Origin of the sequence: Micromonospora sp. NPDC005298, from assembly GCF_040607375.1 — a bacterium.
In the GTDB taxonomy this organism is placed as follows: domain Bacteria; phylum Actinomycetota; class Actinomycetes; order Mycobacteriales; family Micromonosporaceae; genus Micromonospora.
Map to the genome: position 1 here is coordinate 25,409 of NZ_JBEXGP010000015.1, position 18,566 is coordinate 43,974.

The 18,566-nt window shown below is 74.5% G+C and carries 18 protein-coding genes and 1 riboswitch; of the genes, 15 read left to right on the plus strand and 3 right to left on the minus strand.

Features of this window, described 5'->3' with window-relative positions; translation table 11 throughout:
* Positions 1 to 33: 33 nt before the first annotated feature.
* The 4 genes from ABZS77_RS20210 to ABZS77_RS20225 all read left to right on the plus strand — a co-directional run bounded on the left by ABZS77_RS20210 (position 34) and on the right by ABZS77_RS20225 (position 5,240).
* Entirely contained in the window at positions 34 to 2,151 is a 2,118-nt protein-coding gene (locus ABZS77_RS20210) for an AAA family ATPase (RefSeq protein WP_354824769.1), read from the plus strand.
* A gap of 108 nt (positions 2,152 to 2,259) precedes the next feature.
* Positions 2,260 to 3,177, plus strand: coding sequence for a cation diffusion facilitator family transporter (locus tag ABZS77_RS20215; RefSeq protein WP_354824772.1), 918 nt, complete (start codon positions 2,260 to 2,262; stop codon positions 3,175 to 3,177).
* Positions 3,178 to 3,319: 142 nt separating this feature from the next.
* Positions 3,320 to 3,451, plus strand: a riboswitch (cyclic di-AMP (ydaO/yuaA leader).
* A gap of 56 nt (positions 3,452 to 3,507) precedes the next feature.
* Complete coding sequence (locus ABZS77_RS20220) at positions 3,508 to 4,521, plus strand: hypothetical protein (protein ID WP_354825048.1); 1,014 nt, start codon at positions 3,508 to 3,510, stop codon at positions 4,519 to 4,521.
* 119 nt (positions 4,522 to 4,640) lie between these two features.
* Positions 4,641 to 5,240 carry a hypothetical protein gene (locus ABZS77_RS20225; protein ID WP_354824774.1) on the plus strand — a complete coding sequence of 200 codons (600 nt, stop codon included), beginning with the start codon at positions 4,641 to 4,643 and terminating at the stop codon, positions 5,238 to 5,240.
* A gap of 184 nt (positions 5,241 to 5,424) precedes the next feature.
* Here ABZS77_RS20225 and ABZS77_RS20230 read toward each other — a convergent pair whose 3' ends face one another.
* Positions 5,425 to 5,892, minus strand: coding sequence for an SRPBCC family protein (locus ABZS77_RS20230; RefSeq protein WP_354824777.1), 468 nt, complete (start codon positions 5,890 to 5,892; stop codon positions 5,425 to 5,427).
* 171 nt (positions 5,893 to 6,063) lie between these two features.
* Here ABZS77_RS20230 and ABZS77_RS20235 point away from each other — a divergent pair, with 171 nt between their 5' ends.
* The gene (locus tag ABZS77_RS20235; RefSeq protein WP_354824780.1) at positions 6,064 to 7,041 is read left to right on the plus strand and encodes a PfkB family carbohydrate kinase; all 978 of its coding nucleotides are present in this window, start codon (positions 6,064 to 6,066) and stop codon (positions 7,039 to 7,041) included.
* On the plus strand, positions 7,038 to 7,865 hold the full coding sequence (locus ABZS77_RS20240) for a 5'/3'-nucleotidase SurE (RefSeq protein WP_354824783.1): 828 nt from the start codon (positions 7,038 to 7,040) through the stop codon (positions 7,863 to 7,865). Before ABZS77_RS20235 ends, ABZS77_RS20240 begins: the two co-directional genes overlap by 4 nt.
* Positions 7,866 to 7,873: 8 nt before the next feature.
* Here the strand turns inward: ABZS77_RS20240 and ABZS77_RS20245 are convergent, their stop codons facing one another.
* Positions 7,874 to 8,236, minus strand: coding sequence for an STAS domain-containing protein (locus ABZS77_RS20245; RefSeq protein WP_354824785.1), 363 nt, complete (start codon positions 8,234 to 8,236; stop codon positions 7,874 to 7,876).
* Between the two features lie 362 nt (positions 8,237 to 8,598).
* Between ABZS77_RS20245 and ABZS77_RS20250 the strand changes: the two genes are divergently transcribed.
* The 5 genes from ABZS77_RS20250 to ABZS77_RS20270 all read left to right on the plus strand — a co-directional run bounded on the left by ABZS77_RS20250 (position 8,599) and on the right by ABZS77_RS20270 (position 11,657).
* Positions 8,599 to 8,742, plus strand: coding sequence for a hypothetical protein (locus ABZS77_RS20250; RefSeq protein ID WP_167517312.1), 144 nt, complete (start codon positions 8,599 to 8,601; stop codon positions 8,740 to 8,742).
* A 133-nt stretch (positions 8,743 to 8,875) separates the two neighbouring features.
* A complete protein-coding gene (locus tag ABZS77_RS20255) occupies positions 8,876 to 9,274 on the plus strand; it encodes a hypothetical protein (protein WP_354824788.1) in 399 nt (132 codons plus the stop codon).
* A gap of 594 nt (positions 9,275 to 9,868) precedes the next feature.
* Positions 9,869 to 10,555 carry a BON domain-containing protein gene (locus tag ABZS77_RS20260; RefSeq protein ID WP_354824790.1) on the plus strand — a complete coding sequence of 229 codons (687 nt, stop codon included), beginning with the start codon at positions 9,869 to 9,871 and terminating at the stop codon, positions 10,553 to 10,555.
* 65 nt (positions 10,556 to 10,620) lie between these two features.
* The gene (locus ABZS77_RS20265; RefSeq protein WP_354824792.1) at positions 10,621 to 11,112 is read left to right on the plus strand and encodes a redoxin domain-containing protein; all 492 of its coding nucleotides are present in this window, start codon (positions 10,621 to 10,623) and stop codon (positions 11,110 to 11,112) included.
* A complete protein-coding gene (locus tag ABZS77_RS20270; RefSeq protein ID WP_354824795.1) occupies positions 11,109 to 11,657 on the plus strand; it encodes a thioredoxin domain-containing protein in 549 nt (182 codons plus the stop codon). The genes ABZS77_RS20265 and ABZS77_RS20270 overlap by 4 nt, the downstream gene beginning before the upstream one ends.
* A 12-nt stretch (positions 11,658 to 11,669) precedes the next feature.
* Here ABZS77_RS20270 and ABZS77_RS20275 read toward each other — a convergent pair whose 3' ends face one another.
* The gene (locus ABZS77_RS20275) at positions 11,670 to 14,456 is read right to left on the minus strand and encodes a LuxR C-terminal-related transcriptional regulator (protein ID WP_354824798.1); all 2,787 of its coding nucleotides are present in this window, start codon (positions 14,454 to 14,456) and stop codon (positions 11,670 to 11,672) included.
* 144 nt (positions 14,457 to 14,600) lie between these two features.
* Here ABZS77_RS20275 and ABZS77_RS20280 point away from each other — a divergent pair, with 144 nt between their 5' ends.
* Genes ABZS77_RS20280 through ABZS77_RS20295 form a run of 4 tightly spaced genes read left to right on the plus strand, consistent with a single transcriptional unit; the run spans position 14,601 to position 18,530 of the window.
* A complete protein-coding gene (locus ABZS77_RS20280; RefSeq protein ID WP_354824801.1) occupies positions 14,601 to 15,041 on the plus strand; it encodes a hypothetical protein in 441 nt (146 codons plus the stop codon).
* On the plus strand, positions 15,038 to 16,186 hold the full coding sequence (locus tag ABZS77_RS20285; RefSeq protein WP_354824803.1) for an alcohol dehydrogenase catalytic domain-containing protein: 1,149 nt from the start codon (positions 15,038 to 15,040) through the stop codon (positions 16,184 to 16,186). Before ABZS77_RS20280 ends, ABZS77_RS20285 begins: the two co-directional genes overlap by 4 nt.
* A 40-nt stretch (positions 16,187 to 16,226) precedes the next feature.
* Positions 16,227 to 17,423, plus strand: a complete 1,197-nt coding sequence (locus ABZS77_RS20290) for a saccharopine dehydrogenase NADP-binding domain-containing protein (protein ID WP_354824806.1) — start codon at positions 16,227 to 16,229, stop codon at positions 17,421 to 17,423.
* 42 nt (positions 17,424 to 17,465) lie between these two features.
* Complete coding sequence (locus ABZS77_RS20295) at positions 17,466 to 18,530, plus strand: MerR family transcriptional regulator (RefSeq protein ID WP_354825051.1); 1,065 nt, start codon at positions 17,466 to 17,468, stop codon at positions 18,528 to 18,530.
* The last annotated feature ends 36 nt before the right edge of the window (positions 18,531 to 18,566 follow it).

Sequence of the window (18,566 nt, forward strand, 5' to 3'; positions counted from 1 at the left end):
CGCCGTCTGCCGGCGACATCGAAGGAGCGTGCGTTGACCGACCAGACCGCCCTGGAGCAGGAGATCGCCGTCGAGCAACGGCACCTCGACCGGGTGTACGCCCGACTGGCCGAGCTGCGCCGGTCGGCGGTACGCGCCGAGCGGGACGGCTACCGGATGGCGCGGGTGGGTACGTTCGGCGCGCTCGTCGAACGCGACGCGATGGTCTTCCACGCGGCGCAGCGGCGGCACACCCTGGACGCCGAGCACGAGGGGCTGGTCTTCGGCCGGCTGGACCTGCGGGACCGGCAGACGTTGCACGTGGGGCGACTCGGCATCCGCGACGAGGACGCCAGCACGCTCGTCGTGGACTGGCGGGCGCCGGCCGCCGCCGCCTTCTACCAGGCCACCCCGAACCAGCCGCTGGGCGTGGTGCGGCGACGCACCATCCAGTCCCGTGGGGAGCGGGTCACCCGCATCGAGGACGACCTGCTGGACCCGACCGCCGCGCCGGAGGGGATGACCGTCGTCGGTGACGGCGCGCTGCTGGCCACCCTGTCGCGGGCCACCGGCCGGGGCATGCGGGACATCGTGGCGACGATCCAGCGGGAGCAGGACGAGGCGATCCGCTCGCCCGGTTCCGGTGTGACGATCGTCGCCGGCGGTCCGGGCACCGGCAAGACGGCGGTCGCCCTGCACCGGGCCGCGTTCCTGCTGTACTCCGATCGCAGCCGGTACGCCGGCGGCGGCATCCTGGTGGTCGGCCCGTCGTCGGTCTTCGTCGAGTACATCGCCTCGGTGCTGCCGTCGCTCGGTGAGGACACCGCGACCCTGCACTCGTTGGGCACCCTCTTTCCCGGCATGACCGCCACCCGCACCGACCCGCCGGAGGTGGCGGCGGTGAAGGGTTCGCTGCGGATGCGCCGGGTGTTGGAGCGGGCGGTCCGCGACGCGGTGCCGGGCGGCCCGGGCGAGCTGCGGCTGCTGTACCGGGGTGCGCTGCTGCGGCTGGACCGGGCCGAGCTGGACGCGATCCGGGACCGCGCGCTGAACCGTGGCGCCCGGCGCAACGAGACCCGGCGGGCGGGCTTCGACGGGGTGTTCGCCGCGCTCTGGGCGCAGGCCCGCCGGCTGAACATGGGTCGGTTGCCGGAGCAGCGGGCCTTCGAGGACGAGATCGCCGAGCGTCCGGAGTTCCGGGAGTTCCTCAAGGCGTGGTGGCCGCGACTGCACCCACGGCACGTGCTCGGCTGGCTGGCCCGGCCGGACCGGCTGCGCCGCTACGCGGGCGGGATCCTCTCCGGCGCGGAGATCCGTCTGCTGGGCGCCGCGTACCGGGACCTGGACTCGGCCGGTCTGACCATCGCCGACGTGGCGCTGCTCGACGAGTTGGACGCGTTGCTGGGCAAACCGGTGCAGCCGGCGCGGGCGCGGCGCGACCCGTTCCAGCTCGCGGGCGGGGTTCGCGAGTTGAGCACCTTCGCCGACCGGCAGCGCGCCGCGCGGGCGGCGGCCCGGGAACGGCCGGCGGACTACCGGGAGTACGCGCACGTGGTGGTCGACGAGGCGCAGGACGTGTCGCCGATGCAGTGGCGCATGATCGGCCGGCGGGGCCGGTTGGCCTCCTGGACGGTGGTGGGCGATCCGGCGCAGACGGCGTGGACGGGTGACCCGGATGAGCTGACGCGCGCGCGGGACCAGGCGCTGGGCCGGCGCAAGCGGCACGATTTCACGCTCACCACCAACTACCGCAACTCGTCGGAGATCTTCGCGGTGGCGGCGGCGGAGATCCGCCGGCTCTACCCGGACCTGCCGCTGCCGACGGCCGTACGCTCCACCGGGGTCGACCCGGTCGAGTTGGTGGTGCCCGCCGCTGGGCTGGAGACGGCAGTCGTGGAGGCGGCCACCGGCCTGCTGGCGGAGGTGGACGGCACGGTCGGCGTGATCACGCCGGTCCCCCGCCGCGACGAGGTCGCCGGCTGGCTGGGCACGCTCGGCGCACCGCGCCTGCAGGTGGTGACCAGCCTGGAGGCCAAGGGCATGGAGTACGACGGGGTGGTGCTGGTCGCGCCGAGCGAGATCCGGGCGGATCCGGGTGCCGGGGTACGGACGCTCTACGTCGCGCTCTCCCGGGCCACCCAGCGGCTCACCACCGTCGACCCGACCGGCTGATCCGGCCCCGATGAGCACCGCCGGGGCGGCCGTCGCCGTACACTTGCACACATAGCAATGTGCGCATACATTTGACCGGGTCCCGGCTGGCGACGGAGGGTGGGTTTCGTGGGCGCAGGTCATGACCACCACCACGCGTCGGTCGCCAATGCCGCACACCAGCACCGGGGCCGGCTCTGGGCAGCGTTCGGGCTGCTCGCCGCCCTGATGGTGGTCGAGGCGGTGGCGGCCCTGCGCACCGGCTCGCTGGCCCTGCTCTCCGACGCCGGACACATGTTCACCGACGTGCTCGGCATCGGCATGGCACTCGCCGCGATCACCGCCACCCGCCGGGCCACCGGCGATCCGCAGCGCACCTTCGGGCTGTACCGCCTCGAGGTTCTCGCCGCCCTCGCCAACGCCGTCCTGCTCTCCGGCGTGGCGGTCTACGTGGTGGTCGAGGCGATCCGCCGATTCGGTGACCCGCACGAGGTGCTGGCCGGCCCGATGCTCGCGGTCGCCGTGCTCGGCCTGCTCGCGAACGTGGTCGCCTTCGCGCTGCTGCGCGCCGGCGCCCGGGAGAGCATCAATCTCCAGGGCGCGTACCTGGAGGTGCTCGGCGACCTCCTCGGCTCGCTCGGCGTGATCGGCGCGGCGCTGCTCATCACGGTCACCGACTGGTGGTGGGCCGACCCGCTGGTCGCGGTCGCCATCGGCGTGTTCATCCTGCCCCGCACCTGGCGCCTCGGCCGGGCCGCCGTCCGCATCCTCGTGCAGGCCGCCCCGGAACACCTCCAGGTCACCGCCGTACACGACCGGCTCGCCGCCGTACCCGGCGTGGTCGAGGTCCACGACCTGCACGTCTGGACGCTCACCTCGGGCATGGAGGTGGCCTCCGCACACCTGACCATGGAGCCCGGCGCGGAGGTCGGCACGGTCCTCAGCGCCGCGCGTACCGCCCTGCACGACGACTTCCGGATCGAACACGCGACGCTCCAGATCGAGCCGGCCGCCGCGCCCGGCGCCTGCGGTTCGGTCGAATGGTGACGGTGTTTCGAGAGGTACGCTCGCCTTTGTCCGAGTTTTTGGTGATGACGCACGCACCGTCCGTCACAACGGCTGCAGGCGCCCCACCGGCCCCGGTAGGCTCGGTCCCGGCCTCCACCAGGCGGCGCCCTCCCGGCGCCGGTGGCGGCCGCCGCCTAATCGCCCGAGCGGGCGAACCGGGGAACCACGTTCCTGGGGTGCATCCGCGTCAGCGGTAGGGATCTTCCGTCCCGAACCCGTCAGCTAACCCGGTCGGCGGCTGACGGAAGGACATGCGTAGTGGCACCAGCACGACCACCCGCCGCCCGCCTGGCGGCCCTGATCGTCGCGATGCTCGCCCTCGGCGTCGCACTCCCGGCCGGCGCGACGGCCGCTCCCCCGAACACCCAACGGGCCGCCGCGGCACCCGACAGCGACGAAGAGGGCGGCACCCCCGCGCTCCGCGCCCAACTGGAAGCCGCCAGCAAGGGATACCTGGACGCCAAGCGCGCCCTGGACACCTCCGTGCAGCGGCAGCAACAACTCACCACCCAGCTCAAGACCACCGAAGCCGAACTGGACGCCCGCAGCGGCAAGGTCGGCGAGATCGCCGGCGTCGCCTACCGCACCGGCCGCCTCGGCGCGATGTCCGCGCTGCTCAACAGCAACACCCCCGAAGGCTTCATGGACCGGGCCGCCGCCCTCGACGCGGTCGCCGCGAACGAGGACCGGGTGCTACGCGACCTGATCGCCACCAAGGACGAGGCCACCCGCACCCGCGTCGCCCTGGACGGCGAGATCCGCGAGCAGCGCAAGCAGGTCGCGGTGATGGCCAAACGCAAGGAACAGGCCGAACGGGCCCTGACCGTGGCCACCACACCCAAGCCGCAGACCACCTCCGACAGCGGCTCCAACCGGGGCACCTCAAGCGCGAACGCCACGGCCGCCCCGCGCAACTCCGACGGCTCCTGGCCCTCGGAGTCGTGCAGCGTCAACGACCCAACCCCGGCCAGCGGGTGCATCACCCCCCGCACCCTGCACGCGCTCAACCAGGCCAAGGCCGCCGGCTTCACCCGGTACGTCTCCTGCCACCGCTCCGGCGGCTCAGGTGAACACCCGAAGGGTCGCGCGTGCGACTTCGCCGCGCAGAAGAACGGCTTCGGCGGCGACGCCACCGGCGGCGACAAGACGTACGGCAACAACCTGGCCGCCTACTTCATCCGCAACGCCGACCGGCTCGCCGTCCTGTACGTGATCTGGTACCGGCAGATCTGGCTGCCCAGCAGCGGATGGAAGTCGTACAGCGGGGCGGGCGGCGACCCGTCCAGCGACCACACCAACCACGTACACCTGTCGGTGTACTGACCCCACCCGTGGCCGGCGTCCCGAACCGGGGTGCCGGCCACGGCTACGTCAGCGGGCGTACCCCGAATGCCGCCGACGGTCGGACGACCCGGCGGACGCCCGGCGGCAGCATCGTTCCCATGCGACTTCCGCCCACGGCCCGCAAGGCGCTGCTCACCCTGCACCTGGTCACCTCCCTCGGCTGGCTCGGCACCGACCTGGTGCTGCTCACCCTCGGCGTGGCGGTACAACGCGGCGCCGACCCGGCCGTCGTCTACCCGGTCACCGCGCTGCTCGGAACCGTGCTGTTCGCGCCGCTGAGCGTGCTGGTCTGGCTGATCGGCGTGGCCAGCGCACTCCTCACGCCGTGGGGACTGTTGCGCTACCGCTGGGTGCTGGCCAAGCTACTGATCACCACGGTGATGGTCGGGCTGGTCCTGTTCCTGCTCACCCCGAACCTGCGCCACGCTGGCATGCTTGGTGCCGCCCTCCCCGCCCGGGACCGCGCCGACCTGGTGATCGCCCCCGCCGTCTCGACCAGCCTGATGATCATCGCGACGGTGCTCTCCACCTACAAGCCGTGGGGCCGCCGCCCCACCGGCGCTGGTCGCGCCGGCCGGGCCGGCCGTGATCGCGCCGGCCGCGCACGACCCGCCACCTCTGCAGGATCCTTCGGACCCGCCGTAACCGCCGGTCCCACCGCGCCCGCCGACCATGATCGCGCTACATCCGGGATGTAGTGGCCTCGGCGTTGCGGGATGCCACTACTTCGTGGATCGAGTGCGATCTTGCGGGCTGCGGGTGTTCGCGGGGCGCGGAGCGGCGGGCGCGAGGGGCGCCGGGCCCGGGTGTTCGCGGGCGCGTAGCGGCGGGCGCGGGCGCGGAAGGCAGGCGCGGACAGCGGCCGCGGGCAGCGGGCGGGGGTCAGGCGGGGGTTGGGGGGTTGCTGGCGCGTTCCAGGGCCGCGCCGAGGCGGCTGGCGAGGGCGAGGTGGGCGGCGCGGGCCTGGCGGAAGGCGTACCGGAACAGCGGGGCGGGTGCGCTGAGGGTGATTTCGACGTCGACCCGGAGGAGGTTGTCCGGTTCGGCGCGCAGCCGGGTGTGGTTGTGCACGGTGGTGGCCGGCCACTGGCGCGCCACCATGATGATCTCGTCGGTGTCGCTGGTGAGCACGTCCGCCTGATACGTGGTCCGGAAGCGTAGCGGGCCGGCCACCAGCCGGTCGCTGATGGCGTAGCTGGCCAGGGCGCCGGGTCGGGGCGGCAGGCGGCGGACGTCGACGATCAGCGGATGCAGCTCGCCCTGCCGGGTCAGGTCGCTGAGCAGCGCGGCGGCGTCGGCGGGTGAGCACCGGGCTTGGACGGTGTAACCGAAGGTATCGCGCCTGAGCACACCGTCTCCCGCCGTCGCTGGTCGCCCGATCGTCCCGTACACCGATCGGGCTGGCAACGCCCGTCCCGACACCGACCGATGCCCGGTGATCAGCGACTTGCCCCATTAGGGTCGATTGATAGGGAATCACCGACGGTGACGGAGGGGCGGACTCGTGAGCGGTGACGAGCGATGAGTGGACACGTGATGGTCTTCGCGCCCACTCCTCAACTGACCGTGACCGTCGACCAGCCGAACGACCACACCGAACTGCACCTGCACCCCGGTGGGCAGGGGGTGTGGCAGGCCCGCATGGTGCTGTCGCTGGGGGTCGACGTGGTGCTCTGCGCGGCCCTCGGCGGCGAGATCGGCCAGGTGCTGGAACCGCTGCTGGTCAGCGAGGGGGTGGACCTCAAGGTGGTGGTCCGCGACTCCGGCAGCGGCGGGTACGTGCACGACCGCCGGGGCGGATCACGGCAGGAGATCGCCGACGTGCCCGGGCAGCCGTTGAGCCGGCACGAGCTGGACGAGCTGTACAACCTGGCGCTGGGTGAGGGTCTGCGAGCTCCCGTGAGCATCCTCAGTGGACCGAACGCGCCGTGGCTCGTACCGCCCGACCTGTACCGGCGCTTCGCCGCCGATCTCGGGGCCAACGGTGGTCAGGTCGTCGTCGACCTCTCCGGCGAACACCTCGGCGCGGTGCTGGACAGTGGGGTCTTCTTCCTCAAGGTGAGCCACGAGGAGCTGATCCGTGACGGCCGTGCCCGCAGCGACGAGATGCCGGACCTGACCCGGGCCATGTACGACCTGCACGCCTCCGGCGCCGAGACGGTGGTGGTGAGCCGGGCCGACCAGCCGGCGCTGGCGCTCATCGACGGCGAGTTGTTCGACGTGGAGATGCCCCGGCTGGAGGCCGCCGACCCGCGCGGCGCGGGCGACTCGATGACGGCCGGGGTGGCCGCCGTGGTGGCACGCGGTGGCGACATCCGGACCGCCATCCGTACCGGCGCCGCCGCCGGGGCGCTGAACGTGACCCGGCACGGCCTGGGCACCGGCCGCCTGGACTCGATCACCGGCCTGGTGGAGCGGGTGCGGCTGGTGCCGGCCGACAGCCGTCCGCAGGAGCGCACAACACCTGACGAGCTGGCCGACCGGGTGGTCGAACGATGACGCTGCGGGTCCTCGTCACCAACGACGACGGGATCGCCGCGCCGGGCATCCAGGCGCTGGCCTGGGCGGCGACCCAGCGAGGGCTGGACGTGGTGATCGCCGCGCCGCTGGAGGAGGCCAGCGGCACAAGCGCCGCGATGAGCGCGACGGAGCGCGACGGACGGGTGGTCGTGCACGAGCACCCGCTGCCCGACCTGGACGGCGTGCCGGCGTACGGGGTCGGTGGCACGCCCGGTTTCATCACGCTGATCGCGCTGCACGGGGCGTTCGGTCCGCCGCCGTCGGTGGTGCTCTCCGGCATCAACCGGGGCGCCAACGCCGGTCGCGCCGTGCTGCACTCCGGCACGGTGGGCGCCGCGTTCACCGCCGCCACGAACGGCTGCCGGGCGATGGCCGTATCCCTGGACGTCCTCACCGCCGGCGAGGCCACGGCCGCCAGCGGTGGCGCCGCCGTGGACGCCGCCGCCCGGGTACGTGACGCCGAACGGCACTGGAGCACCGCCGCGCGGGTCGCCCTCGACCTGCTCCCCCGGCTGACCGCCGCGCCGATGGAGAGCGTGCTCAACGTGAACGCCCCGGACCTGCCGCACGAGCGCCTGCGCGGGGTACGTCGCGGGACGTTGGCCAGCTTCGGTCAGGTGCAGATGACGGTCGCCGAGTCCGGGCACGGGTTCGTGCGTACCGCGTTGGAGGAGCCGGGTCAGGCCGCGCAGCCGGGCACGGACGTGGCGTTGCTGGCAGCGGGGTACGCGTCGGTGACGGCCATCCGCGCGGTGAGCGAGATGACCGACGTGGACCTGACCGGTCTGGAGGAGGAGCGCTGACGGGTCGCTCAGGCGCCGGGAAGCACCTCGGGGGTGGCGGCGCCGGCGAAGTAGGGCTCCGGGGCGCCGAACAGGCCGAGCAGACCCGTCACCCAGAGCTGCCGGTGCACGAAACGGCTCGGCTCGGTGACCACGAGCCTGACGCCACTGACCTCGGCGGTCTGGAAGCCGGCGACCATGGCGCTGATGCCGACGGAGTCGATGAAGGTGACCAGCCTCATGTTCAGTTCGATGCGGAGGGGGCGGCCCTTGGCCAGCACCTCCGCGATCGCCTCGCGCACCTCGTACGCGGTGTCGACGTCGATCTCACCTCGCGGGGCGATCTCCACCACACCACCGGACAGAACCGACTTCACGATCGACAGGCTCACGCGAGCACCTCCACCCGCCCGTCCCCCGGGCGCCTCATCAGTACGCGGGCCGCGACCGAGAGTATTCCTCCGACGGCCTCGGTCGCCACCCCTCGGGATGAGCAATTCGCGGATCTGGGCACATCAGGGCTCCCAGTTCCGAAATTTCTGTTATTCGATCATTCGGCGGCCGGTCGGAGCCGACGCGCCGCCGAACCAGGGTAGCGGTCCCGGTCCGCGCCGCCCGCCGACCCGCCGCCGCCCGCGTCCGCCCAGCGTGCCGCCGGCGTGTCGGGGGCCACGTGTCCGTACGGACGACCGCGGGGTTGCCGACCGCACCTAGCATCGGCCGGGGACACCCACCGTGACGGAGAGGACCTTCAATGATCAAGAGACTGGCCGGGCTGGCCGGCGTCGGCGTTCTGCTCGCCCTCGTACTGGCCTGCGGTTTCGGTGGCGGTGGCGACGATGACGACGACGATGACGACGACTTCGCCCGTGGCGCGGCCGTGGTGATGGTGCGCTGAACGGCGGCGAGCAGCGGACCGGGTTTGCGCCCGACCGGCACGGGGCACTGCCAGGAAGGCGAACCGTGACGCGCTGAACAGACGCCGAGGTCCGAAGTGGCCGGCGGATTCGGCACCCGAGGAGGTAACCACGATGTTCGGAACCAACCTGCTGGACCGCCGCAGCAAGCCGGAGCGGATCGCGGACCAGGCGTGGGAGCACCTGGTCTCCGCCGTCAGCTCCGCGGGGGACAGCGTCCGTGACACCGCCCGTTCGGCTCGTCGCAGCAGCGGCGACCTCGCCGACGGGGCCGGTGACCTGGTCGGCTCCGCGGCCGAGGAGGCGCGGCGCCGTGCCTCGCTGGCCTTCGACGCGCTCGCCGGGCGTCAGCCGGCGCTGCCCTGGACGCTGCTGATCGGCGCCGCGCTCGTCGGCGCGGCGGTCGGCTGGGCCGTCGGCTCCGCCGCCCGGGCCGCCGGCAGCCGGGACGACCGCGCCGTCGACGACGTGGAGTTCGTCGACGTGGACCGCCCCAACTCCCCCGCCGTCTGAGACAGGCCTTCCGCACGACACGCGTGAGCCCCGCTGCGACCACGGTCGGAGCGGGGCTCGTTCGTGCCCCGCTCCGACCCCTCCCCGGTCGCGAGCGGAGGGGGACGCGACGCGGGTTGGTCGGATGGGCCGGTCCGCCGGGTGCCGGACCCCTCAGGCGGCCCGGCGGACCGGTGATCTGGGTCGGTCCCGGCACACGGACGCGCTGACGAGACCTCTGCGCGGTTGGTGTCTTCTCGGAATGAGGGCCCGGGGGACGGGTCGAACTCCGATGGTGGCGCCGTGGCCCGGGGGACGGGCACGGCGGCGGGGGCACGACGGGGAAGGCACGGAGCTGCCCTTGCTCCCACCCGACGCGACGGCTCCCGATGTGGAGGAACTCGTTCACCGTAACCGATCGGCAACAACTTTGGAAGCGCTCCCACGATCGATGTCCATGACCGTCGTGGCCGCCCCACCACCGGCTGTGGGCAGCGCCGTCACCCACACCGGGCGAGGGCGGCTCACCCCGTCCGGCGGCAGGATCACATCCCGGCGGGCCTGCGGCCACGGTCGTCGGCCGGTCCGCCACCCGACGCACCGGAGGAGGGACAGATGGCCACCGCGACGATCAGCCGCACCGACCAGGACATCCAGTCCGCCGTACTCGACGAGCTGACCTGGGAACCACGCGTGCAACCGCACGAGATCGGCGTGACCGTCGGCGAGGGCGTCGTAACCCTCACCGGCCGGGTGGACAGCTACGCGAAGAAGTGGGCCGCCGAACGGGCCACCCACCGCGTCGTCGGAGTCCGGGCGGTCGCCAACGACCTGGCCGTCCACCTGCCCGGCAGCGCGGAACGCGCCGACCCCGACCTGGCCGCCGCGGCCGGCCACACCCTGGAGTGGGATGCGTTCGTACCCGTCGAGAAGCTCCAGGTGACCGTCTCGGCCGGCTGGGTGACGCTGCACGGCGAGGTCGAGTGGGAGTACCAGCGGCGCGCCGCCGAACGGTCGGTCGGTCGGCTCACCGGCGTACGCGGGGTGAGCAACGGAATCAGTGTGCGCCCGGCCGCGCCGCCGGACGGCCAGAACCTCGCCGACCGGATCGTCGACGCGCTCGCCCGCGCCGGAGCCACCGAGGCCGAACGGATCACCGTACGGGTGCACGGCGACACGGCGGTGCTCGCCGGGCTGGTGCACTCGATGCCCGAACGGGCCGAAGTGGAGCAGGTGGTCTGGTCGGCGCCGGGCATCCGTGAGGTGCAGAACCACATCGCCGTCGCCCCGGTGCTGCGCTGAGGCGTACGCGGAACCACCCGGGACGGGTGAGCCGACCTCACCCGCCCCGGGAGCAGGCTGGGGGCATGAGTGATCCGAACGGGCTGATCCAACCGGGGAGCCCCGCCCCCGGCTTCACCCTCGCGGCTACACCGGACGGGCACCAGATCGGGCCGGAGCAGTTCCGCGGCCGGCCGGTCGTGCTCGCCTTCTACCCCGCCGACTGGAGCCCGGTCTGCGGCGACCAGATGGCGCTCTACCAGGCGGCGGCGCCGGTGTTCGACCAGTACCAGGCAGCGGTCCTCGGCATCTCGGTGGACAGCATCTGGTCACACCGGGCGTTCGCGGAGGCCCGGGGCATCGAGTTCCCGCTGCTCGCCGACTTCGAGCCCAAGGGCGAGGTGGCCCGCCGCTACGGCGCGTACGCCCCGTCGGGTGAGGCGCAGCGCGCCCTGGTGGTGCTCGACCCCGCCGGGACGGTGGCCTGGAGCCTCCTGTCCCCGCCGGACGTCAACCCGGGCGCGGACGGCATCTTCGACGCCCTGGACCGGCTCCAGCAGGGGGTGATGGCGCGATGAGTACGCCACTTCAGGTCACCGCCCGACTCCGGGACCCGGTGACCGCCGAGGACCACGCCCGAGGGCCGGTCGACGCGCCGGTGACAGTCGTCGAGTACGGCGACTTCCAGTGTCAGTTCTGTGGCGCGGCGTACCCCAACCTGCACGAGATGCTGCGGCAGCGGGCCGACACGGTACGGCTGGTCTACCGCTACTTCCCGATCGCCAACGTGCACCCGTACGCCGAGCGTGCCGCCGAGACCGCCGAGGCGGCCGCGACCCGGGGACGGTTCTGGGAGATGCACGACTGGCTCTACGAGCACCAGGACCAGTTGGACCCGGTGCACCTCTCGCTCGGCGTCGAGCAGGTGGGCCTGCCGCCGGACGAACTGAACGCCGAGGTGCAGAGCCGGGCACACGCCGACCGGGTCCGCCGCGACTTCGTCGGCGGCATCCGCAGCGGCGTGAACGGCACCCCGACGCTCTTCGTCAACGAGATCCGGCACGAGGCCGGGTACGACCTGCCCGACCTGTTGGCCGCGGTGGACGCCGCCGCGAACGCCTGACCGCCCGACGGCTCAGAGGAGCCGCAGCTCGCGCGCCCGCCGGACAGCTTCACGCCGGCGGGTCGCGTCGAGTTTGCGGTAGATGTTGCGCACGTGCGTCTTCACCGTGTTGACCGACAGGGACAGTTCGCTGGCGATCTCCACGTTGGACAGGATGCTCTGTAGGTACCGCAGGATGGTCAGCTCCCGCTCGGTGAGCGGCTCGTCGAGCGTGCCTCCCGGCTCGGCGGGTGGTCGGGTCGGGGCCGGTTCGGCGTCCCGTACCAGGTCGCTGACGAGGGAGAAGTGCGCGGTGCCGGCGTCCAGGTGTGCGGCCAGCAGGTCGCGTACCGGCGTCTCGGCGCGGGTGAAGACCCGCCGGCAGCCCTGCGGGCCGGCGAGGTCGAGCACCTGTTCCAGGATCCGACCGGCGCGTCGGAGGTCTCCGCCCCGCTCGGCGAGGACCGCGTCCAGCAGGCCGGCGTCCAGGCGTACCGGTAGAGGCCACGCCTGGGCGTGCGGAGCCTGCCAGTCCGGCAGCGCCCGACCCGCGGCACCGGCGTCGCCGGCCCGCAGCTCCACCCGCGCCAGGCCCACCGCGAGCGTCGGGTCGTCGCCGGCCAGCAGCTCGCGGGCACCGTCCAGGTCGCCCCGTTCGGCCCGCAGCTCCGCCTCGGCGGCCCGCAGCAGGGCGGCAAGTTCGGCGGCGTCCGGCAGCTCGGTCAACGCCTCCCGCGCCCGCACGAGCAGCCGTTGGCCGGCCGCCGGGTCACCGGCGTCACCGTGCAGCCGCGCCCGGCACAGCGCGGCCACGGCCGCCGCCACCGGCTCGCCGTCCTCCGACTCCGGGCCGCCGGTCGCCGGGGTGGCCAGAGCGAGGTTCGCGGCCACCTCGTCGGGCTGGTCGCGGTGCAGCGCCACCACGGCCAACGCCAGGTACGCGTAGCCGCAGTCGAGGCGGCAGGACCAGCCCCGGCACGGCGGCATGCCCAGCGCGTCCCGGGCCGCCCGCTCCGCCGCGCGCAGGTCGCCGCGCACGGCGAGCAGCAGCGCGCAGCGGCTGGCGTCGACCAGTTCGGTGCGGGCCCGTCCGGCGTCCCGGGCCGCCGAGCGGGCCCGGACGAAGCGCACGTGGGGCAACGCGCCGGCGGCCAACTCCATCAGCCCCAGCGCGGTGCCGGTGAACGCCCGCAGGTCCGCGTCGTCGGGTGCGCCGCCGCCACCGCTCGTCGGCGCGGCGTCCGGCGTCCCGCTCGGGTCGGCCCCGGCGGGACGGGTCCGCAGCAACCGGGCTGCGGCAGCCCGCGCCCGCACCGGGTCGGCTTCCAGCCGGGCCACGGTCAACTCCAGCGCGGTGGCGAGCCGCAGGAACCGGTCCCGGCGGGGCACCGGCAGACCCCCCGCGTACGCGGCCGCGGTGCGCAGGTGGCCGGTGGCGGCCGGCAGGTCACCGGCGTACGCCCGCTCGGCTGCGCAGGCCAGGGCCACCTCCGGGTCGGCGCGGACCACCTCCGGCGGTGGAGACGGCGGCGGCGCAACGGCCGGCGTGTCCCGGTCGTAGCGGGTCAGCTCCGGCCAGTACGCGACGAACAGGTCGCCGGCCAGGTCCCATCGGCCGGCGGCCAACGCGTGCCGCAGACCGTCGGCCGGCCGACCGGCGTGGGCGTACCAGTCGGCGGCCCGCACGTGCAGCTCGCGCAACTCGTCGGCGGGCAACCCGGCCAGCTCGGCCCGGAGCAGGTCGGCCAGCAGCGGTTCGAGGCGGTACCAGGGTGGGCGGCCGTCCTCCCGGCGCAGCACACCACCCGACCCGGCCAGGTCGGCCAGGACCCGGGCGGCATCGGTGCGGCCGGTCAACGCCTCGGCCAGGTCGGCGCAGACCGTCTCGGCGAGGGTTGTGCGGCGCAGCAGGTCCCGATCGGTCGGGTCGATCGCCGCGAGCACCTCCTCCTGGAGGTAGCCGGCGATCTCCGGCTGGTCACCACCGAACTGGCCCACCCAGCGTTCCGGGTCGGCCTGCCCGCGTACCGCCAGGGCGGCGATCCGCAGCGCGGCCGGCCACCCGCCGGTGCGTTCGCGCAGCCGGTGCACCGCGCTCGCCGGCAGTGCCGCTCCGTGCGCGGTGAGCAGGTCGGCCACCTCGTCGTCGGTGAACGCCAGGTCGTCGGGGCCGATCTCGGTCAGCTCGCCCGCGAGGCGGAGCCGGTGCAGCGCCAACGGCAGCCCCGCCCGCGCCCCGACCACCAGGCGTAGTCGCTGCTCGGCGTGCCGCAGCAAGAACTCCAGGCCGGCCAGCGCCGCCGGATCGGTGATCCGGTGCAGGTCGTCCAGGACCAGCAGGACCGGCCGGTCCGCGGTGGCGAGGGCGGCGGCGAGGGCCTCCAACTGGTCGGGGCGGGGCGGCCGGTCGGGCACCGGGCCGTCGTCGTCGGGCCCGGTGGCCGCCCGCAGCGCCGCCGCGAGGTACGCCCACAGCCGCTCGCCGTCGTCGCCGGTCTCCACCGACACCCACGCCGGCTCCGGTCCGGCCACCGCCGGGGCCGCACCGGCGTCGGGCACCACCGGACCCGGCCCGGTCTCCTGGGCGGCACCGGTCAGCCGCACCCACGAGGCGAGCAGCGTCGTCTTGCCCCAGCCGGCCGGCGCGGCGACCAGGGTGACCGGCCCCGTGCTGCCCTCGTCCAGCAGGCGCAGCAGACGGGGGCGGGCCACCACCGACCCGGGTGGCGCGGCCGGCGTCAACCGGGACGCCAGCAACGGCCGGTCCGCCGTACGCCCCGGTGCCGTGCCGACCCGCGCGTGATCCTGCTGTTCCGGCACCCGGCCCCACCCCCAGCGACGCGTCCCACCCCCGGTCGGCGAGCGGTTACCCGACCGGGGCCGGTTCACCCCTTCCGGGCGAGCCCGCTTCACCCGGACGGGACCGACGATCGGGAACGTGGAACGGGAGGACGGGTGGGACCGATGCGACGGCTGACGCGGGTGGGAACCGCCCTCGTCGGCTCGACGCTGCCGGGGGCGGCGCGTCTGCTGCGCGTACCCCGGCGTCGCGGCCGGTCCGGCGCGGACGGCGACCCCGCCGCTAAGGGCCGGTGGGAGGTCGTGACCGTCGACCGGCCGCCGGACGAGGTGCTGCCCGGCGGCCGGTGGCCGGAGCCGCTGCGCCGCCTGGACGGCGCGGTCGAGGTGCGGGTGCGCCCGGCCCCGGGTGACCGGGGCACCGAGCTGGCCGCCCGCCCGCTGGTCGGGGCTACGCCGACCGTCGGGCTCGCCGCGCACCTGGTGGGCGACGACCCGAGGCTGCTGGTCCGCCGCATGTTGCGCCAGGTCAAGCAGCACGCCGAGACCGGCGAGGTGCTGCGCGCGGACCGCTCCGCGCTGGACCGGCCCGAGGCCGCCGGGTGAGGGCGCTGTGCTGGGTGGACGCGGGCGAGCTCGCGGTACGCGAGGTGCCCGACCCGGAGCTGCGCAACGAACGGGACATCATCGTCCGGGTTCGCCGGAGCGCGACCTGCGGTGCCGACCTGCCGTTGCTGGCGGGGCGGGATCCGCTGCTGCGCGGTGGCGACGTGCTCGGGGCGGAGTTCCTCGGCGAGGTGGTCGAGGCCGGCCCGGAGGTACGCCGGCACCGCAGCGGCGACCGGGTGGTGGTCGGCGCGGGTGTCGCCTGCGGCGGGTGCTGGTACTGCCGCGCTGGCCTGCACGCCTGCTGCGACAACGGCAGCGCCGACCCGGCGACCGTCGACGCCGGTTGGGGACGGTCGGACGCCGGCTGCTTCGGGCGGCCCCGCGCGGCGGGCGGCTTCGCCGGTGGCCACGCCGAGTACGTGCGGGTGCCGTACGCGGACGTGACCGCCTTCCGGGTGCCCGACGTGGTCGGCGACGACCGGGCGCTGTTCGCCGCCGACGCGGCACCGGCCGGCTGGCTCGCGGCCGAGCTGGGCGCGGTGCGGCCCGGTGACGTGGTGGCGGTCTGGGGCGCCGGCGCCGTGGGCCAGTTGGCCGCCCGGGCGGCGACGCTGCGCGGCTGCGCCCGCGTGGTCGTCGTGGACCGGCACGAGGAGCGGTTGCGGATGGCCGAGCGGCACGCCGACGCGGAGCCGCTCAACTACCGCCGCACCGACGTGTCGGCCGAGCTGCGGGACCGCAGCGGAGGGCGTGGACCGGACGTGTGCGTGGTGGCGGTCGGCGAACCGCACGCCCGGTCGGTGGTCGACCGTTTCGGCGCCCGGACCGGTGACCGCCCGGACGCCCTGCGCGAGGCGGTGTACGCCTGCCGCAAGGGCGGCACGGTGGTGGTGCTCGGCGGGACGGACGGGTTCGTCGACGCGTTTCCGCTGGGCGCGGTGACCGACAAGCGGCTCGCGGTGCGCGGGGCGCGGCGGCCGGACCTGCGGGACGTGCCGATGCTGCTGGACCGGATGGCCCGCGACGAGCTGCGGACCGAGCATCTGGCCACCCACCGGCTGCCACTGGAGGACGCCCCGCACGGGTACGCGCTGTTCCAGGAGCGGGCCGACGGTTGCGTCCGGGCGGTCTTCAGCCCGTGACCGTTGGGCCATCGGCGCGGGCGGATGGCAGACTCGCAGGATGGCTGGGGAGCGAACGTACGACGTGGTCCTGTTCGGGGCGACCGGGTTCACCGGTGGGCTCACCGCCGAATACCTGGCCCGCAACGCCCCACCCGGGCTGCGCTGGGCGCTGGCCGGGCGTAACCCGGACCGGCTCGCCGCCGTACGGGACCGGCTCACCGCGATCGACCCGGCCCTGGCGGACCTGCCGCTGCTGAACGCCGACGTGACCGACACCGACTCGCTTCGGGCGGTGGCCCGCGACGCGCGGGTGGTCGCCAGCACCGTCGGCCCGTACGTCCGGCACGGTGAGCCGCTGGTCGCCGCCTGCGCCGCGGCCGGCACCGACTACCTGGACATCACCGGCGAGCCGGAGTTCGTCGACCTGATGTACGTCCGCCACCACGCCGAGGCCGCCCGCACCGGCGCGCGGCTGGTGCACGCCTGCGGGTTCGACTCCATCCCGCACGACCTGGGTGTCTGGTTCACCGTCAAGCAACTGCCCGCCGACGTGCCGATCACCGTGGACGGTTACGTGCGCGCCGGTGGCCGGTTCTCGGCCGGCACGTACCACTCGGCGCTCACCGCGTTCTCCCGTACCGGGCAGGCCAGCCGGGCCGCCCGGGACCGCCGGGCGGTCGAGCCGCGCCCCACCGACCGCAGGGTGCGGGCGGTGCCCGGCCGGATGGGCCGCTCGGCGGAGCTGGGCATCTGGACCGTGCCGCTGCCGACCATCGACCCGCAGGTGGTCCGCCGCTCGGCGGCGGCCCGCCCGGAGTACGGCCCGGACTTCCGTTACCGGCACTTCGCCGCCATGAAGCGGCTGCCGACCGTGCTGGCCAGCGCGGTGGGGCTCGGCGCGGTGGTCGGCCTGGTGAAGCTGCCACCCACCCGACGGTGGCTGCTCGGTCGGCTCGCTTCCGGGCAGGGGCCCACCGCCGAGCAACGGGCGGCGTCCTGGTTCAAGGTCCGCTTCGTCGGCACCGGCGGCGGGCGGCGGGTGGTCACCGAGGTGGCTGGCGGTGACCCGGGCTACGACGAGACGGCGAAGATGCTCGGCGAGTCGGCACTGTGCCTGGCGCTCGACGAGCTGCCGCCGACCAGCGGCCAGCTCACCCCGGTCGCCGCGATGGGCGACGCGCTGCTCGACCGGCTCGTCCGGGCCGGGCTCACCTTCCGGGTGCTCAAGCAGGAGACGCTGGCACCCTCGGCTTGACCCTCGACCGGGTCGAGGGGGCAGGATGCCGGCGTGAGCGACCTGCACAGCATCGGTGAGCTGGCGAGGGCCAGTGGCCTGACCGTCAGCGCACTGCGCTTCTACGACTCGGCGGGGGTGCTGGAACCGGCCCTGGTCGACCCGGTGACCGGCTACCGCTGGTACACCGACGAGCAGATCGCCCCGGCCCGGCTGGTGGCCGGGCTGCGCCGGATCGGCATGCCGGTGCCGGAGATCGCCGCGGCGGTACGCGCCGAGCCGGCGGCGGTGCACCGGCTGCTCGACACCCACCTGCGCCGGTTGGTCGACGGGCTCGCCGACGCCCGCCGTGAGGTGACCCGGCTGCGGGCCATGGTCGACCCGGCCCGACCGGCCACCACCACGCTGCTCCTCTCCCCCGCCGACCTGGCCGGCGCGCTCGACGCGGTGCGCTTCGCCGTCGGCGTCGACCCGGAGCTGCCGATGCTCTCCGGCGTGCTCCTCGACGTGGAGCCCGACGGTGTCCGGCTCGTCGCCACCGACAGGTACCGGCTCGCGCTGGCGCGCTCCCGGGCCGATGTCGACGGTCCGCCGGTGCGGGTGTTCGTCCCCGTTGCCCTCGTCGACCAGCTCCGGCCGCTGCTCGACGCCGCCGACGCCTGGCCGGTGTCATTGACCGTGGCTGGCGCTGACCTGCGGGTGGTGGTGGCCGACCGGACGGTGACCGGCACCGCCCTGCCGTACGACTTCCCGGACTACCGCCGGCTGCTGCGCAAGGCTGTCGGCGAGCGGCCCACCGCCCGCCGGATCCTGGTCGACGTGGCCTCGCTGCGCGCCGCGTTGGCCGACCCGGCGGCCCCCACCGTCGCCCGCGACCACGACGGGACGGCCCACGAGGTCACCGTGCTCGGCGTCGACGACCAGGGCGGGCTTCGGCTGCTCCCCGCCGCCGACCTGGGCGCCGACGCGCTGCGGGTCGGCGTCAACGGCGGCTACCTGCTCGACGCGTTGGACGCGGCCGGCGCCCCCCAACTGGTGCTGGAGTTGGACGGGCCGGTCGCCCCGCTGGCCGTCCGGCGGCCGGACGACGCGGACACCTTCTCCGTGCTGATGCCGATCCGGCTGTAGAAGCGCGGTCGTCACTCCCCGTCCCGGGCCGAAAGG

What these genes read in the sequence shown, in the direction of transcription:
- ABZS77_RS20265 (WP_354824792.1), top strand. Translation starts at nt 10,621, where the DNA reads ATGAGTGATCCGAACGGGCTGATCCAACCGGGGAGCCCCGCCCCCGGC.
- ABZS77_RS20290 (WP_354824806.1), top strand. Translation starts at nt 16,227, where the DNA reads ATGGCTGGGGAGCGAACGTACGACGTGGTCCTGTTCGGGGCGACCGGG.
- ABZS77_RS20240 (WP_354824783.1), top strand. Translation starts at nt 7,038, where the DNA reads ATGACGCTGCGGGTCCTCGTCACCAACGACGACGGGATCGCCGCGCCG.
- ABZS77_RS20250 (WP_167517312.1), top strand. Translation starts at nt 8,599, where the DNA reads ATGATCAAGAGACTGGCCGGGCTGGCCGGCGTCGGCGTTCTGCTCGCC.
- ABZS77_RS20235 (WP_354824780.1), top strand. Translation starts at nt 6,064, where the DNA reads ATGAGTGGACACGTGATGGTCTTCGCGCCCACTCCTCAACTGACCGTG.
- ABZS77_RS20225 (WP_354824774.1), top strand. Translation starts at nt 4,641, where the DNA reads ATGCGACTTCCGCCCACGGCCCGCAAGGCGCTGCTCACCCTGCACCTG.
- ABZS77_RS20220 (WP_354825048.1), top strand. Translation starts at nt 3,508, where the DNA reads ATGCTCGCCCTCGGCGTCGCACTCCCGGCCGGCGCGACGGCCGCTCCC.
- ABZS77_RS20255 (WP_354824788.1), top strand. Translation starts at nt 8,876, where the DNA reads ATGTTCGGAACCAACCTGCTGGACCGCCGCAGCAAGCCGGAGCGGATC.
- ABZS77_RS20270 (WP_354824795.1), top strand. Translation starts at nt 11,109, where the DNA reads ATGAGTACGCCACTTCAGGTCACCGCCCGACTCCGGGACCCGGTGACC.
- ABZS77_RS20260 (WP_354824790.1), top strand. Translation starts at nt 9,869, where the DNA reads ATGGCCACCGCGACGATCAGCCGCACCGACCAGGACATCCAGTCCGCC.
- ABZS77_RS20280 (WP_354824801.1), top strand. Translation starts at nt 14,601, where the DNA reads ATGCGACGGCTGACGCGGGTGGGAACCGCCCTCGTCGGCTCGACGCTG.